Annotated in this window: 17 protein-coding genes; all 17 read right to left on the reverse strand. The window is 62.4% G+C overall.

Annotated elements, in window-relative coordinates; genetic code table 11:
* Positions 1-19: 19 nt before the first annotated feature.
* A complete protein-coding gene (locus KBP52_RS07265) occupies positions 20-451 on the reverse strand; it encodes a curli assembly protein CsgF (protein ID WP_077572084.1) in 432 nt (143 codons plus the stop codon).
* Positions 448-840: a curli production assembly/transport protein CsgE gene (gene csgE / locus KBP52_RS07270; RefSeq protein WP_008086660.1), complete on the reverse strand. Its 393-nt coding sequence runs from the start codon at positions 838-840 to the stop codon at positions 448-450. Before csgE ends, KBP52_RS07265 begins: the two co-directional genes overlap by 4 nt.
* Positions 837-1,376 (reverse strand): type II secretion system GspH family protein, encoded by a 540-nt coding sequence (locus KBP52_RS07275; RefSeq protein WP_212622492.1) that lies wholly within the window; start codon positions 1,374-1,376, stop codon positions 837-839. Before KBP52_RS07275 ends, csgE begins: the two co-directional genes overlap by 4 nt.
* A complete protein-coding gene (locus tag KBP52_RS07280) occupies positions 1,351-1,725 on the reverse strand; it encodes a type II secretion system protein (RefSeq protein WP_007919395.1) in 375 nt (124 codons plus the stop codon). Before KBP52_RS07280 ends, KBP52_RS07275 begins: the two co-directional genes overlap by 26 nt.
* 5 nt (positions 1,726-1,730) lie before the next feature.
* On the reverse strand, positions 1,731-2,204 hold the full coding sequence (locus KBP52_RS07285) for a type II secretion system protein (protein WP_212622493.1): 474 nt from the start codon (positions 2,202-2,204) through the stop codon (positions 1,731-1,733).
* A gap of 2 nt (positions 2,205-2,206) precedes the next feature.
* Positions 2,207-4,054, reverse strand: a complete 1,848-nt coding sequence (locus KBP52_RS07290) for a secretin N-terminal domain-containing protein (protein WP_212622494.1) — start codon at positions 4,052-4,054, stop codon at positions 2,207-2,209.
* Positions 4,051-4,563 (reverse strand): hypothetical protein, encoded by a 513-nt coding sequence (locus KBP52_RS07295; protein WP_212622495.1) that lies wholly within the window; start codon positions 4,561-4,563, stop codon positions 4,051-4,053. Before KBP52_RS07295 ends, KBP52_RS07290 begins: the two co-directional genes overlap by 4 nt.
* Positions 4,563-5,111, reverse strand: a complete 549-nt coding sequence (locus KBP52_RS07300) for a GspMb/PilO family protein (RefSeq protein WP_212622496.1) — start codon at positions 5,109-5,111, stop codon at positions 4,563-4,565. Before KBP52_RS07300 ends, KBP52_RS07295 begins: the two co-directional genes overlap by 1 nt.
* Positions 5,098-5,643, reverse strand: a complete 546-nt coding sequence (locus tag KBP52_RS07305; protein ID WP_212622497.1) for a PilN domain-containing protein — start codon at positions 5,641-5,643, stop codon at positions 5,098-5,100. The genes KBP52_RS07300 and KBP52_RS07305 overlap by 14 nt, the downstream gene beginning before the upstream one ends.
* Position 5,644: 1 nt before the next feature.
* Positions 5,645-6,448 (reverse strand): hypothetical protein, encoded by an 804-nt coding sequence (locus KBP52_RS07310; RefSeq protein WP_077572077.1) that lies wholly within the window; start codon positions 6,446-6,448, stop codon positions 5,645-5,647.
* Positions 6,429-8,135, reverse strand: coding sequence for a GspE/PulE family protein (locus tag KBP52_RS07315; RefSeq protein WP_212622498.1), 1,707 nt, complete (start codon positions 8,133-8,135; stop codon positions 6,429-6,431). The genes KBP52_RS07310 and KBP52_RS07315 overlap by 20 nt, the downstream gene beginning before the upstream one ends.
* Before the next feature lie 81 nt (positions 8,136-8,216).
* On the reverse strand, positions 8,217-8,747 hold the full coding sequence (locus KBP52_RS07320) for a response regulator (protein ID WP_034152602.1): 531 nt from the start codon (positions 8,745-8,747) through the stop codon (positions 8,217-8,219).
* A 219-nt stretch (positions 8,748-8,966) separates the two neighbouring features.
* Positions 8,967-9,728 carry a SurA N-terminal domain-containing protein gene (locus tag KBP52_RS07325; protein WP_212622499.1) on the reverse strand — a complete coding sequence of 254 codons (762 nt, stop codon included), beginning with the start codon at positions 9,726-9,728 and terminating at the stop codon, positions 8,967-8,969.
* 15 nt (positions 9,729-9,743) lie between these two features.
* Positions 9,744-11,294, reverse strand: coding sequence for an ABC transporter substrate-binding protein (locus tag KBP52_RS07330; RefSeq protein ID WP_212622500.1), 1,551 nt, complete (start codon positions 11,292-11,294; stop codon positions 9,744-9,746).
* Between the two features lie 9 nt (positions 11,295-11,303).
* The gene (locus KBP52_RS07335) at positions 11,304-11,924 is read right to left on the reverse strand and encodes an SCO family protein (protein WP_034152605.1); all 621 of its coding nucleotides are present in this window, start codon (positions 11,922-11,924) and stop codon (positions 11,304-11,306) included.
* The gene (locus KBP52_RS07340) at positions 11,921-12,571 is read right to left on the reverse strand and encodes an SCO family protein (RefSeq protein ID WP_116031129.1); all 651 of its coding nucleotides are present in this window, start codon (positions 12,569-12,571) and stop codon (positions 11,921-11,923) included. Before KBP52_RS07340 ends, KBP52_RS07335 begins: the two co-directional genes overlap by 4 nt.
* A 14-nt stretch (positions 12,572-12,585) precedes the next feature.
* Complete coding sequence (locus KBP52_RS07345) at positions 12,586-14,508, reverse strand: cytochrome D1 domain-containing protein (protein WP_212622501.1); 1,923 nt, start codon at positions 14,506-14,508, stop codon at positions 12,586-12,588.
* Positions 14,509-14,711: the final 203 nt, after the last annotated feature.

Consider the following 14,711-nt stretch of genomic DNA (forward strand, 5'->3'; position numbering starts at 1 on the left):
CCCCGGAACTGTCAGCCCGTCATGGGTTGAGGCCGTTCACCTGAATTTCCGAAACTTCACCGGTCGCTCGATCGGTCACTTCAATGCTCAGTGCCCCGGAGTCGTCGATGACGTTGACGATAAAAGAGTCAGTGGACAGGCTCCCCGCGTTGCCGGTGGAGATGTTGTCCAGCAACTGCCCTAGCAGCCGTGATTGCAATTGACTGGTGAAGCGCTCCAGCGCCGACGTGCCGGCCACGGTCGAACGGCTCTTGAGGTCCGGGTCGTCGTAATCGTTTTGCGCCTGCGCGTTGTTGAGTAGCCAGGTGCCGTTCAACGGGTTGCCGCCGAACGACGGGTTGACCGGTGTGTAGACCAGTTCAGTGGCCTGGACAGCGGTAGCGCTGGCGAGCCCGATCAACAACCCCGAGATCCAGAATCCGCTGCGCCGTGAGAACGTTGTGCTGTTCATAGTTCGTCCTTCTCAAGGTCGGTGGTGTCCTGCAACAGAGCCTCCAGCTTGCGCTGGACAACCTGGCGTCGAACCCAGTCGGCGGCCGCGTAGGCCTCGTCCTTCAGTTCCACGGTGTTCGGCGGCAGGAAGCGCCGATAAACCAGGCGTTGCTGATATTCCACGGTCACTAGGCTGCCCCAGCGCGCATCGGGCCGTTCGCGCACCACCAGGTTGAAATCCATCGGGCTGGTGTCGCGCAGGCGTTCACTGAACGAGTAGTAAAAGTCGTGGCCGATGTGCGAGATCGTGTCGTCGACGATGAAGCCCATCATTTCGTCCTCTTCACCGGCGCTGGCGCAGCACGCCACAGCGGTGAGGATCAGCGCGCACCACCATTGGCGGGTCATGGCTGCAACGCCTGCGGCAGAACCGATTGCCCTTTGGCCGGACCATTGGTGCCCTCAAGAAAGGCTTTTTCGGCGACGAACTGCCAGTCCGAATAACGCTGCATGCCTTCGAAATCCGACCACTGTGTCGGGAAGTCCGCCTGCTTCAACGGCAGCTCGGTCGACGGGCTGTTGAGGCCGGTGATGCGTCCATCGAAACCGCGTTGCACTGCCCATTCACCCTGACCGATAGGGTCCGGATAAAGCTGACGCAAATGATGTTTCGCTTCTGGAAAACGCTGATCGTCGAGCAGGTCGACCAACTCTTTCGGGTACTGCGCCAGTCCCGGCGAACTGCGGTAGTAGCTGCGCAGCGCCTGCGCGTATTGGGTGCCGACCCAGAGCAATTGGCGTTCACGGTCGCGGCGTGAAGCGGTCGACCACAACTCGCCAGCACTGGCCAGACCCATGCCCATCACCACGATCAGGAACAGCACGCCCAGGTAAGTGAAACCACCCTGCTGCGCGCGGTTACCACTCGGAATACTGGCTGCCATCACGCGCCCTCCCGGTAGCACCGCTTTTGATGTCGGCCACACCACCGGCAACGCCGTCCGGTGGCGCGATCAGCACCCACTGGTCTTTGCGTTCGGTGATCGGATCGAGTGGTGCATTGCGCAGATAACGTTGCTCGATCAGTTGCTCGATGGAATCGGGATAACGCCCGGTGTCGCCGTAGAAGTGATCCAGCGCCTCGCGCATCGCCGACAGGCTCTGGCGCAGCGTGGTTTCCTTCGACGCTTCGAGGCTGTTGAAGTAGCGCGGTAGCGCGATGGTCATCAGCGTGGCGATGATCGCCATCACCACCATCAGCTCCAGCAAGGTAAAACCTTTTTCCCGGCGCATGAGGTTCACCACTCGCGGTAGGCGATGCCGTTGAGGCCCTTGCCCCGGGCGTGGGAGTAGACGTCAAAGACGTCCTCGCCATCGCGCGGGTTTTGAGCCGAACTGTTGTAGGCGCGCACGCCCCAACCCCCTTCGTCATCACGTTTGGCCGGCACCAGCGGATCGCGCGGGATGCGGCGTAAAAAGTAGAACTTGGCGCCCTTCGCACTGCGCACATCGCGCACGCCTTCGACCAGCACTTTCAGGTTCGGCGGGTAGCCGCTGCTGTTCAGCGACTTCTCGATGTACCCGGCATCGAAGGCGCGTTTGTAGGCGTCGATGCCATCGCGAATCTGGTACAGCGCGTTGCGCAATTCCTGCTCCTTGCCACGCCGCACCAGGGTCTCGGTCAGCGGCGCGGCCATGCTCGCCAACAGGCCGATCAAGGCCAGCGTCACCACGACTTCGATCAGGGTGAAACCGCGTTGGGAGGTGTTCATGGTCAAGGCTTCTCGACAGTGACGCGGGTGGTCGCCACGGCCGAATCACCGACGGCACGCGGCTGCGCGGCAGGCGACGGCATCACGTAACTCTGCGAACGATCCGGGGCCTGGATGTGCATGCTGGTTTCGGTACCGGTGGAGAACTCCATGTCCGACGGGCTCTGGTACGGCAGGTTGCGCACGATCCGTGGGGTGATCGACAGCACCAGTTCCGATTTGCCGATGGTGTCTTTGTTGCTGCCGAACAAGCGGCCGAGTCCGGGAATGTCACCGAGGCCGGGAATCTTGTTGCCGGTGGCGCCGTGGTCGTTGCGCACCAGTCCGGCGAGGATCTGCGTTTCGCCGTCGTGCAGGCGCAGCGAGGTCTGCGCGTTGCGGGTATCGACCTGCACCGGGATCGTGCCTTGGCGGGTCGGTTCCAGCGGCGTGGCGTTACTCACTTCCAGGGCAATCTTGATCGCCACTTCGTTGTTCAGGTGCACAGTGGGCGTCACTTCGAGCTTCAGACCGACATCCAGATAGGTCACGCTTTCGGTGATCACCGGCCCCTGTGTCGACGGCACCGAGGTGGCGCTGATGATCGGTACACGCTGACCAATGTGAATGCGCGCCTGCTCACGGTTGCTGACGCGAATCACGGGACTTGCGAGGGTGTTGATGTCGTTGTCCTGCGCGTTGATCTTGGCTTGCGGCGAAGGGCCGATGGAGATGCGGTCAGAGTTGATGCCCTTGAGCTGGCCCAACAGGGTGACCGGTGAACCATCGGAGTTGACCACGCCGAAGGTGCTCGGCCATTGCAGGCCGAGGTCGAGAATGCGCTGGGTGGCGACTTCCATCACCTCCACTTCAAGCACCACTTCCGGGTTGGACTGGTCTTGCGATTGCAGGAGTTTCTCGGCCATGCGCACGGCGTCTTCGGTGTCGCGCATGGTCAGGGTGTTGAGGCGTTCGTCGACGAACACGTCGCGAGTCTTGAGCATGGTTTTGACCATGTTCAGCGCGGTGTTGGCGTCGATGCTGGTCAGGTAGAAGGTGCGCATCACCAGTTCCTGGTAATCCTTCACTTTCTGCGGCGAATCCGGGTAAATCAGCAAGGTGTTTTCGTTCACCACTTTCTGGTGCAACTGGTTCTGTTGCAGCAACAGGGTCACGGCGTCTTCGATGCGCACGTCACGCACGAAAATCGTCGCTTTCATGTCCGGACGCAGGTCTTTGTCGAAGATGAAGTTCAGCCCGGCAACCTGCGACAGCACTTCGAAAATGGTCTTGAGGTTGGCGTCGCGAAATTCCAGGGTCACTGGCCGATCGAGCTTGGTGCGCAGTTGCGGATAGGCAATGACGTTGCGGCTCTGCACCAGGCGAATGTTGCCTTGCAGCTCCAGCGCACCTTCATTGGCCGGGTCGAGTTCGAGGATCTGTTTGACCTGACGATCAGCGCCGTAGATGTCGCCGCGACGCAGGTCGCCACGGGCCAGCTCGAGTTTCTCATCCATGCTGCGCAGGTATTCCATCTGCTTCAGGGCATCCTGCGCGCGGCGGTTGTTCGGCTCGATGGTCAGCACACGCATGTAGGCGGTGCGCGCCGAGGTAAAATCGCGACGCGCGCGGTCGGTGTCGCCGGCCGTCAGCAACGACGTGATCGCCTTGGCCCGACCGGTGTTGAGCAGCAGGTGCAATTCGGTGTCGCGCGGATTTTCGCGCAGGCCTTCTTCGATACGCGCCAGCCCCGCCTCGTACTGACCCTGTTCAATCAGGTCGGCGGCTTCCTTGTTGGCCACTTGTGCGGAACTGCACGCGGCCAGCCCGGCACACAGGCCCAGGCTCATCAGCAAACGGGAACGGTTCATTGCGTACTCCCCACAGACAGGGTCTGCGACAAATGCAAAGGCAGGTAGACCAGACTCAATTCCACATCGGAAATGCCGGTGATCTTCCAGGTGTCGTCGATCACATCCCCGTTGCGCACGACGTAGATCTTTTCGCCGTTCTGCAAAAACACTTGCAGGTCGCTGCGGTCGTGCAGCCTGCCGACGAACTGAAACGGCACCGGTGGGAGGCTCGGGGCTTGCACCACTGTGGCCGGGTTGATCGCTTGTTCGGTGACCGTGGCCAGGGTTGGCGCGGCCTTCCAGGATTTCGCCGCGAACAGATCGCCGGCCGGGCTCAGGTCCCTGATCGGTGCCTCTTTGGCCTTGGCGGTGCTGGCCGGCAGCGCGCCCCGGGTTTTCCCCGGCGTGGCGACGGCTACTGCGTTGGAATCGGCGTCCACGGTTGGCGAGAAATATTCCGGCAACCACGCCAGCGCGGCCGCCACAGCGAAGAACGCTAGCCACCCTGTCACGCGCTTGGTATTCATCACGACCTCGACAGGTAAAGGGTCATACGGATCCGGCCATTGAGGTCGGTGTCGCCAATCTTCTTGCGTTGCAGCTCAAGGTCTTCCACCACCACCGCTGGCAACTGACCGAGCAAGGCGTGCACGAAGCGGCGCAGTTGCGGGTAGCTGCCGCGCACTGGCAAGAGGATCTGATAGCGCGCCAGATGGGTTTTCGGATCGACGCCGAGGGCATATTCACCGCGCGCCAGGGTGATGTGCTCCTGCGCTGCGAGGGCGTAGATGCGGTCGATGGCGACGGTGGCTTGCGGCTGCGCCGGCAGTTTGTTGCGGAAGTCGTCGAGCTGACGCTGCGGCACCACCGGTGGCGCGATGCTGCCGTCTTCAACCTTGGCCAGGTACTCGGTGGCTTCCTGAGTCTGCTGGCTCAAGTGCTGCAACGATTGCCAGCCCGGCAGCAAACCACCGAGTGCCCAAGCCACCGCGATCAGCAGCAACGCCAGCCCGGCCAGGCCCGGAATGCCGAGGCCTTGCAGGTATTCGTGGACGATCAGCCTAGGGATTCGCATCGCCTATCTCCCAAGTCGCCGACAGGTTGAATTGCACCGGTTGTTCCGGCGATTTGACGACGATCTCGTGGCTCAACAGCGAGACGTCGGACAGTTCGTCGCTGGCTTCCAGACGTTTGTGGAAGTCGAGCATCGCTTGCAGATCCCGCGCTTCGGCGCTGATCCGTACCTGACCTTTGCGCGCATCCGGGGTCAGGCTGAGCAGTGCGACGTCATCACGTGGCATCGCTTCGAGCATGGCGAACAGGCGTTCCCATGGGCGGCGCAGTTGCTGCGAGACCTTGCGCATCTCGGCGAGGTTCGCCGCTTGCTCACGGGTTTCCGCCGGGCTCAGGGTGGACTTGGCACCGCTGTCACCGGTGAGCTGGCGCTGGGTGGTTTGCAGGTGGCCTTGTTGCTGCTCGGTGTGCGCGTCGAGGTGCTGTTGCACGCCGAAGCACAGCAGCGCCAGCAGCACGCCGCCGCCGAGCAAACTCCAACCCAACGGGCCGGAACGCGGCCGTGGCTGAAAATCCAGATTCAGGGCGCGCATCTCAGGCCACCGCCCGGGACATGACGTACAAGCCGTCACGCACGGTCATCGCGTCGTCTTCAAGGGTGCGCAGTTGCACCCCCGCCACGTCCGGATGCGCATCAAGGCGCGCCGGCGCATGCAGATAAACGTTGAAGGCGCGTTCACTGGTCGAAGCTTGCAGCTGCCGTTCGCGACCGATCAGGGCATTCAACGCGGCATCGCTGTCGCTGCCGCCCACCGAACGCACGCCGGCCCAGCGCCCTTCCCTGGCCAGCAACAACACGCTGCGCTGCGGCTCGGCGACGACGAAGAGGAAGTCGCCGGCATCGAGACTTTTGTCGAAGCGGTTGAACGCCGCCATCAGGTACGGCTGCACAGAGCGCAGGCGCAGACCGCGACCACTGACCAGCGTGCGCAGGCGTTCGAGCAAGTCTTGCGGCAAGGCGCTGGCGATGCGGTCGTAACCGGCCGGTTCGGCGGATAGCACCAGACTCCAGGCTTGGCTTGGCGCGCCGAACAGGTCTTCGAAACACAGTTGGGCGAAACCACGCAGTTCTTCAGGGCTGCTGATCTGCGCGCTCCACGGCACCAGGCAGAAGCGGCTGAAGTGCCCGGAGATGACCACGCTCAGTTCGGCGCCGGCGCCGGCGTGTTCACCGAGCAGGCGGTCGAGGGTGTCCAGCGCCACCGCGTAGCTCTGGAAGCCTTCGTCGATGTAACCGACGCTGCCCCGCCACAGGGTGTCGCTGCCGCGCCGCTGACCGAGGCCAACACCGCTGGCGCCGAGCACGGCGACAAAACGCTCACGCGATAAATGTGACACGGTTGATCTCCTCCAGCGTGGTGCGACCTTGTTCCACCAGCTCCAGCGCCGATTCGCGCAGCAGGCGCAAACCACGGGCGCAGGCCAGGGCTTTGATTTTTTTGATCGGTTGGCGCTCGACGATCATCTGGCGCAGCTCGTCATCGAGGTGCAACAACTCGGCAATCGCCGTGCGCCCGCGATAACCGCTGCCCCGGCAATGGCCGCAGCCCTTGCCGTGGACGAAGTGGTAGTGATCGACTTTCTGCGGATCGAGGCCCGAGGCACGCAGCTCTTCATCGCTCGGATTGACCGGCGCGCTGCAACTGCTGCACACCAAGCGGATCAGGCGCTGGGCGAGAATCGCGTTGAGCGCGGAAACCAGGCTGTAGGGGTCGATTTCCATTTGGGTGAAACGGCCGATCACGTCGAAGACGTTGTTGGCGTGGATGGTGGTGAACACCAGATGGCCGGTGAGCGCTGATTGCACGGCGATCTGCGCGGTGTCCGGGTCGCGGATCTCGCCGACCATGATCTTGTCTGGGTCGTGGCGCAGGATCGAGCGCAAGCCACGGGCGAAGGTCAGGCCTTTTTTCTCGTTGACCGGGATTTGCAACACGCCCGGCAATTGATATTCGACCGGGTCTTCGATGGTGATGATCTTGTCCACGCCGTGGTTGATCTCGGTGATCATCGCGTACAGCGTGGTGGTCTTGCCGCTGCCGGTCGGGCCGGTGACCAGCACCATGCCGTAGGGTTCGGCGGCGAGGCGACGCAACTGGCGCAGGGTTTCGTCTTCAAAGCCCAGCGCCTGCAACTGCACACCGCAGACCTTGTCGGCGAGGTCCTGTTTGTCGAGCACCCGCAGCACCGCGTCTTCGCCGAAAATGCTCGGCATGATCGACACGCGGAAGTCGATCTGGCGGCCGCTGATACCGATCTTGAAGCGGCCATCCTGTGGCACGCGTTTCTCGCCGATGTCCAGTTCGGCCATGACCTTGACCCGCGAGATCACTTGTTCGGAGAACTCCGCACCCTGGACTTTGCTGATGTTATTGAGCACGCCGTCGATGCGGTACTTGATCACCAGACCATTGCCGGTGGTGCCGAGGTGGATGTCGCTGGCGTGCATTTTCAGCGCGTCGTAGAGGGTCGAGTTGACCAGTTTCACCACGCTGCTGGCGTCTTCGCTGATGCTGGTCAGCGACAGACTTTGCAGGGTGTCGATTTCGTGGTGAGTGTCGCCCTGAGCGTTCAGCGATTCGACGGCGTGGAAGCTTTCTTCGTGGCGGGCCAGATAGGCCTTGAGGTCATCGGCGTGCACCAGATGCAGCGGCGCGCCGTGCAGGCATTCGTCGATCCAGGCCAGGCGCGCCGGGTCGAAGGGGTCGGCAAACACGCCGATGACTTCGTCGTTGTGGCGCAGCAGGATGAATTCACGTTTGAGGCATTGTGCGAGGGTGACCCGGTCGAACACCGGCGTCGCGGCAAACAGGCTGTCGGTGTCGAGCACCGGGTAATGCAGGGTGACGCCGAGGGTGTGAATGAACGGCATCGGCGCCAGTTCACAGAGTACGCCGAGGGCTTCTAGGACGCGTTCGCCGGAGGTGGCGGCCCGCGCCCGGGCCTGGGCAAGCTGTTCACTGGAAAAGCGCTCGGGGGCGCATTCGGCCAGCAGCGGTTCGACGACAACGGACAGACGTTCCATGGCTTGCTCTCCAACCGGGGCTTAGAGCCCTGTCGGCGCGGCAAACCTTGGCGGCAAGTGCCGGAACGTCTGTTCGCGCCATTACTCCCCGGTGAGCATTTGATCGTCGTCCGGTGCCATGGCGTGCAACTGTCGTCGCCGATCCGCCAACACCCAACTGCCATCGTACAACTGCAACGGGAAGCTCTCGGTCCTGCTCTGGCGTCGTTCGACAAAACCCTCGGAAGGGCTCGCACCGGGTTTCGCTTCGCGCTTGATCCCAAGAAGGTCGCAGACCGCCCGCGCCAGTTCCGCCAAGGGAAACGGTTTGAACAGGATGTGGCTGACCCCCAGTTGCCGCGCCCGCTCACAGACTTCAGCGGTCGGGTGACCCGTTATCAGCACAAAATGGCACGTCCTGTTCTGGCGGACTGCGTCGAGCACCTCAAAGCCTTCCATATCGGGCAAGCGGTAATCGAACACCAGCACGTCGGGGGCAAAGGTTTCGGCCAAACCGATAGCCGTCGCTCCGTCATGTGCAATCGCGACGTCCAGCCCCTGCGCCGACAGATAATCCTGAAGGTTCTGTGCAAGCAGCTGTTCGTCTTCGACAACCAGTACTTTGTTAACCAAGGTCGACTCCTTGAAACAGCAGGTCCGATGACCCCGCCCTGAGAGTGCGCCTTACCAGGGGTAACGCACACTTCATGCCAGGCTGAGTGCCGGTAATTTTATGTCTTCATGTCCTTGAAATTAATGACAATGCCCGCTCGTCCCGGTACCCCGTTCCCCAGAAACGGGGAAGCACCTGAATGGGCATCGAAGCCATTCCCCACTATTGGGGGGGAACCTTCAGTCGTCGTCAATTCGTTCGATCCTGTTCTGCACCCGTAATTGCGCGAGCACTTGGCGACGAGCCTGGGTCTGTTGCTGTCGGGCGAGCTGTGCCCTGACTGTATCCAGCCCCTGTAAATCTGGGACATCGGCGGCCTCCAAGTGGTTCGGCAAATAAATCACATGCCAGCCAAACGGTGAACGCAGTGGTTGGCTGGCAAAACTCGCCCCGCTGACAATCGAGGCGTGCATTTGCATCAAGCGTAGACGCGCTTGAGCCACTGTGGCTGCATCCGCTTGCGCGGGCACGCGGATCAACAGGTGACGGGGTTGCAACGTATTGGCGCGGATCAGTTCGGCGAACATCTGCTGCGCCGCCAGTTCGCGGCGGGTGTACTCGGTGAAGGACGCCTCATCGAAACCGGCATCCTGCAAGCGACGGACAAATTTATCCGTGCCGCCGATGGCCAGGCGGGTTTGCTCGATCTGCTGACGCAGCGCTTGCTCGTCGATCTGTCGGCCACGCTTCTGCGATTCCTGCCACAGCAGTTCTTTGTCGATCAGCATTTGCAACGCCGCCTGCCGCAGTTCCTTATAGGCCTTGGGACTGCGAATGCTGGTTACCGCGCGGCCCTGATCTTCCAGGTATTCGGCGAAGAAACGCTCGAAGCGAAACCCGGAGATTTCATCGCCGTTGACCCGCGCCACGGCCGGTTCGTTGTTGGCCCACGCCTGCGGCAGCCAACAGGTCAGCAGCAAGATCAGCGTTGTGCGTTTCATGATCGGGCCCTCCGTTCAGGGGCTGGCAACAATCGGTTTATAAGGCGCGACCAGATAGAAACGCTGATCGGGCAAATCCACGGTAACCACATGCGCGCCGCTCAAACCCAGGCGTCGGCCGGGGCCGAAACTCAGGCGCGGGGTCAGGCCGGTGTCGAAGTCGTGCAGGCCTTCCAGCGCCGCCACCAGTTTTTCCCGGCTGGCATCACGGCCAGCCTGTTTCATGCCTTCGCTGAGCAGCAGCATCGAGGCGTAGGCACCGACTTGCAGCACCGCGTGCTGGGCGCCGAGGCCTTGGCCTTCGCGCAACAAGGTCAGGGCCATGCGCCCGGCCTGAGTCCAGTCGCTGGGCACAAATGGATAGGCGAGAAACACCCGCCGGGTGAAACCGTCGGGGACTTGCAGCAGATCGCCGGCCACCTGGCTTGAGGCGGCGAACAGGTAAGGCACTTGCCCAGCGCTTTGCAGCCGCGTTGCCAGACGACTGAAGCCGCCGCCATTGCCCAGATAAAACACTGAACGCGAACCCAGCGGCAGCGCATCCGCCGCCGGGTCATAGGCTTGCAGATGGACTTTCTGCCAGCCGTGTTCCTGCAAGTACTGACCGAGGTTTTGCGCGGCTTGCGTCTGGATCGGGTCATTGGCATAGGCGATCAGCGTCGGCCCTTGCAGCACGCGCAAACTGGCCGTGGCGTAATCGGCCAGCGCGATCAACTGTTCACGCAAGCCTGGCAATGGCTCGAAAATCTGTGGGCTGGCCTGCAGGGTGCCGAGGATCGACATCGGCCCGATCAGTGGCACCCCGGCCTGTTCCAGGCGCGGCCCCAGTTCGCTGTCGAGAGCCGGTGCCAGCGGTGCGATCAGGGCGAACACCTGCTCCTGCTCGATCAACTGCTGCAAGGCTTGCTCTGCACTGACGCGGTCCGGGCCGGGATCGATCACCGTCAACCGCAACTGCCGGCCGTGAATGCCACCGGCCTGATTGATCCGCGCGACACTGCCGTTGAGCACCGCCGCAACGGTCTTACCCTCCTCGGCCAGCGGCCCTTGGCTGGGCAGTAAGGTGCCGAGGTGCAAGGTCTCGGCGTCGAGGCCGGGGTCGCGTTCGTCGGCGAGGCGTTTGAGATAGGCGCTGAGGTTGCGCTGATCCTTCATCGACAGAAGAAAGCGCGGCATGCTCGGGTCGAGGCGGTTGTGGCCGGGGTCGCGGCCCTGCTCGATGACGGTCGCCAGACTGCTCTCGGTGTACGCCGGATAGCTGCGCCCGTTGACCTGTTGCTGACCGTAGGTGCTGGTCAGTCGCGCCCAGTTCAACTCGGGTGGACGCACGCCGCCCTCAGGTCGGCCGAGGCCGTCGGCGCCGTGGCAATTGGCGCACGGCAGGCTGGTCGCCGGCAGCAACACATCCGCCGCGCCGACCCGCGCCATGATCGCCTCGCCACTGGCCGACAAGCCTTGGCGGTACAGGCGCTTGCCCGCGCCTTCTTCCGGGGTCAGCGGCGCAGCGCCCGCGCCAAGGCTGACGCCAGCGAGCAGGATCAGGGCGAGTACGCGGCAGCGTTTCATGGCGCGGACTCAGCGGCCAGCCACGGGCATTGTCAGCAACTGCAAGCGCTGGGCAATGGCGGCGGCCGGGGCGTCGGGGCGGATCTTGCTCCAGCGTTTATTGGCGACATCGCCGACGATCAACTGCGTGGAGTGCTGCTCGGGAGTCGGCACGATCTGGCCGATGCGGCTCAATACCAGGTCCATCTGCGCCTTGTCGCCGGTAAGAAAAAGCCAATGAGGGTCATCGGAACCCTGCTTCAAGGTGTAAGCCTTGAGCACCGCCGGCGTATCGCGCAGCGGGTCACTGGTAAGGGAAATGAAGGTGATGTCCGGCGCCTTGTCGCCCAACAGCTCGCGCACCTCTTTGAGCTTTTGGGTGATCAGCGGGCAGGCATCGTTGCAGCTAGTAAAAATGACGTTGAGCAGGACCACGCGGTTTTGCAGCGCATCGCTGTAGAAGCGCAGGGTTTCGCCGTTTTGATCCTGTAATGGCGTGTCGGTGAACCAGGTTTTCGCGTCGTGGGTGCCTTTGGCCGGCGCGGCGGCAACCGTTGTCGGGGCTTCGGGGGCATGGCCTTCGTGGGCGAATGCGACGTTGCTGAAGATCCAGAAACACACGGTCAGGGAGATCCAGTCGAGCAGTCTCATGGCTGTTGCTCCATGGCGATGGCGGTGTGTTTGGCGTGGGTGCGCAGGCCGCTGAGTTTTTCCACTTCCTTGGCCAGCAGCGCCGGGTCGGTGAAGCCGTAATAGCGCATCCAGTGACGATTGTTGCCGTCGCCGACGAGGATCAACGGTTGGTGATTCTTGAAGTCGCCGCTGAAACTGCCGAGGCCTTTGAGGGTTTCGTTGATCGACTGCGGCGAACCGGTCAGCCAGCTCCAGCCCGGCCCGCGCTGGAAGGTGCGCGCATAATCCTGCAGGCGTTTCGGGTCGTCACGCTGCGGGTCGATGCTGATCGACACCAGTTGCACTTCGTTGCCGACGCGCGCGCCGAGCTGTTTCTGCACCTTGCCCATGATCGACGAGACCACCGGGCACACCGTGGTGCAACTGGTGTAGATAAAGCTCATGACGACGATTTTTCCCTGTACCAGGTCTTGTTCGAGGCGCACGGTTTTGCCGTTCTGGTCGAGCAGCGGCACGTTGGCGAATTTCACTTGGGCGTGTTCTTGCGTGTTGCTGGCCGGGGCCGTGTGCCCGGCGTGTTCATCTGCCGAATGAGCGTTGGCGTGTTGAATGCCGAGGCTCAACAGGCACAGGGTCAGCAGGCCAGCGGATGCAAATCGGTTCATGTCGAAACTCCTCTTCAACGGGCCTGGCCGGGGGCTACCCGAACACTGGCAAAGGTCTTGTCATCGAAACCGGCGCCCAGCGACGCTGCGCGCACGTGCAGGTACCAGGCGCCGCTGCGGTCAAGGGTGATAGGCGCTTCGTATACGCCGTCGGCGACTTCCAGCGCCGCCACTTGGCGGGGGTGCGAGGTGGGCGCGAGGTAGTAGCGCAATTGCACGTCTTTGACGCCGCTGCGCTGGGTTTTGTCTTTGCCTTGAACGATGCGGAAACGCACGACGTAGGGGTCGTTGAGCGCCACGGCAGTCTTGTCGAGAAGGAACTCGACTTTCGGTGCGCCGAAGTGTTTTACCAGGGCGCCATTGGTTTCGATCTGCGCGGTAAAGCAGTGAATGATGTTCGGTTGGTTGAGCAGGAACGCCACGTCGAAGCGCCCCGCTGCCGGTAGCTTCACCCGCGCGCTGTACAACCCCGGCGAGACTTCGCGCAGGCTGCGGTCGATGACCATCGCGGCGCGGGCGATCTGGCCACGGTTGGGGTAACCGGACATCGGCGCGTTCATGCCTTCGGCGTAGAAATAGGTGGTGTTGTCGACCGGGTTGACCACGAACACCGCGTTGTCGTCGCGTGATACCGCAAGGCTTGAAGCGAGCGGCAAATCGCCGGCCAGGCGCGGCGCTTGCGGGCCGGCTTCGAAACCCTGGCTGATCGGCTGGCGGCCTTCACCGAGCGAGGACAAGTTGATCATGGTGACTTTCGGTGAAGCGAGTCCGCGTATGTAGGCGTAGGCCTGGGTGAACACCACCTGGTAGGGTTCGGCGCTGACGTCCAGATCATGAATGGCGCTGTTGGTGGCGGCATCGATGACGGTGGCGCGGTTTTCCACGGTGTTGAGCACCACGCCAAAGCGACCGTCGGCGCTGAAGCCCATCGGGCCCAGGCCTTGTTGCAACTTGATCACCCGGCGGATGGCGTGGGTGCTGGCGTCGACCACGGTCACCGTGCCGTCCTTGCCATCGGCCACATACACCGCGCCCGACAGCGCTGAATAGGCGACTGACAGCGGATGCGAGCCGGTTTTGATTTGCTCGACGATAGTGAGGCTCGCGATGTCGACCACGCTGACGGTGCCGTCGTCGCGGTTGCTGACGAAGGCGAAGCGGCTGTCCTTGCTGAAGCTGATTTCGTGGTGGCCGCGCCCGGTCTGCAGATGTTTGAGGGCTTTTAGGCTTTGCGTGTCGATCACCGTCACGCCGGAGTCTTCGCCTTTGCTGGCGTTGTTGCCGACCCAGAGCAGACGTTCGTCCGGTTGCAGCGCAACGCGCACGGGTTGGTTGCCGGCGGCAATCGAATCGATGACTTTGAATTGTTCGCTGTCGATGACGGCCACTTCACCCGCTGTCGGCATCGAGACGAACACGCGTTTGTTGTCTTTCGGGGTGACCCAATCCATCGGTGGTTGTTTGAGTTCGATCCGCGCGAGGGTGCTGGTGATGCCGCCCACTGAGACTGACGGATCGACCACGGCGATGCTCGCGTCGCGGTTCATCACCAGCAGGAAATAGCTGTTCAGATCCAACAATGGCCGCGCGCCGATATTGGATTTGAGGAACACGCCAACCCGGGCTTTGCAACTCTGATCACGGCCCTGAGCCTGATCCGCGGCGAGGGTCTGCGGATCGACCCAGGCGCCCGGCGCCACCCCGGACAACGGCTGGCCGGAGGCGCTGTCAGTGATGTGAAACTGCACATCGGCGAATTCGCCTTCGCGCAGTTTGCCGTCGGCGGCCAGTGGCTTGAGGTTGAAATCCACCGCCACGCCGTCGCGGTTCAGCGTCTGACCCGCAACGGTTTGTGCCAGCGCAATCTCACTCAGCGTCAGCAACGCACCGGCCATGGCCAGCGTGCAAATACCGATGATGTTGATGATCCTGTTCATCTAACTCTCCCCTACCTCTTCACCTGGCAAAACACCGACCCTGTGGGAGCGAGCCTGCTCGCGAAAGCGTCTTCAGCTGCACCCTTGAAAACCGAGTTGCTCCCATTCGCGAGCAGGCTCGCTCCCACAAGGGATTTGCATTCCTACCGCATCCTCACTGCCCACCACCGGCCCCTGTAGGCCTTCGCCTGCTCGCGATGGCG

Origin of the sequence: Pseudomonas sp. SCA2728.1_7 (assembly GCF_018138145.1) — a bacterium.
Classification (GTDB): Bacteria; Pseudomonadota; Gammaproteobacteria; order Pseudomonadales; family Pseudomonadaceae; genus Aquipseudomonas; species Aquipseudomonas koreensis_A.

What these genes read in the sequence shown, in the direction of transcription:
- KBP52_RS07275 (WP_212622492.1), bottom strand. Translation starts at nt 1,376, where the DNA reads ATGGCAGCCAGTATTCCGAGTGGTAACCGCGCGCAGCAGGGTGGTTTC.
- KBP52_RS07300 (WP_212622496.1), bottom strand. Translation starts at nt 5,111, where the DNA reads ATGCGAATCCCTAGGCTGATCGTCCACGAATACCTGCAAGGCCTCGGC.
- KBP52_RS07285 (WP_212622493.1), bottom strand. Translation starts at nt 2,204, where the DNA reads ATGAACACCTCCCAACGCGGTTTCACCCTGATCGAAGTCGTGGTGACG.
- KBP52_RS07295 (WP_212622495.1), bottom strand. Translation starts at nt 4,563, where the DNA reads ATGAATACCAAGCGCGTGACAGGGTGGCTAGCGTTCTTCGCTGTGGCG.
- csgE (WP_008086660.1), bottom strand. Translation starts at nt 840, where the DNA reads ATGACCCGCCAATGGTGGTGCGCGCTGATCCTCACCGCTGTGGCGTGC.
- KBP52_RS07345 (WP_212622501.1), bottom strand. Translation starts at nt 14,508, where the DNA reads ATGAACAGGATCATCAACATCATCGGTATTTGCACGCTGGCCATGGCC.
- KBP52_RS07340 (WP_116031129.1), bottom strand. Translation starts at nt 12,571, where the DNA reads ATGAACCGATTTGCATCCGCTGGCCTGCTGACCCTGTGCCTGTTGAGC.
- KBP52_RS07330 (WP_212622500.1), bottom strand. Translation starts at nt 11,294, where the DNA reads ATGAAACGCTGCCGCGTACTCGCCCTGATCCTGCTCGCTGGCGTCAGC.
- KBP52_RS07290 (WP_212622494.1), bottom strand. Translation starts at nt 4,054, where the DNA reads ATGAACCGTTCCCGTTTGCTGATGAGCCTGGGCCTGTGTGCCGGGCTG.
- KBP52_RS07305 (WP_212622497.1), bottom strand. Translation starts at nt 5,643, where the DNA reads ATGCGCGCCCTGAATCTGGATTTTCAGCCACGGCCGCGTTCCGGCCCG.
- KBP52_RS07265 (WP_077572084.1), bottom strand. Translation starts at nt 451, where the DNA reads ATGAACAGCACAACGTTCTCACGGCGCAGCGGATTCTGGATCTCGGGG.
- KBP52_RS07280 (WP_007919395.1), bottom strand. Translation starts at nt 1,725, where the DNA reads ATGCGCCGGGAAAAAGGTTTTACCTTGCTGGAGCTGATGGTGGTGATG.
- KBP52_RS07315 (WP_212622498.1), bottom strand. Translation starts at nt 8,135, where the DNA reads ATGGAACGTCTGTCCGTTGTCGTCGAACCGCTGCTGGCCGAATGCGCC.
- KBP52_RS07325 (WP_212622499.1), bottom strand. Translation starts at nt 9,728, where the DNA reads ATGAAACGCACAACGCTGATCTTGCTGCTGACCTGTTGGCTGCCGCAG.
- KBP52_RS07335 (WP_034152605.1), bottom strand. Translation starts at nt 11,924, where the DNA reads ATGAGACTGCTCGACTGGATCTCCCTGACCGTGTGTTTCTGGATCTTC.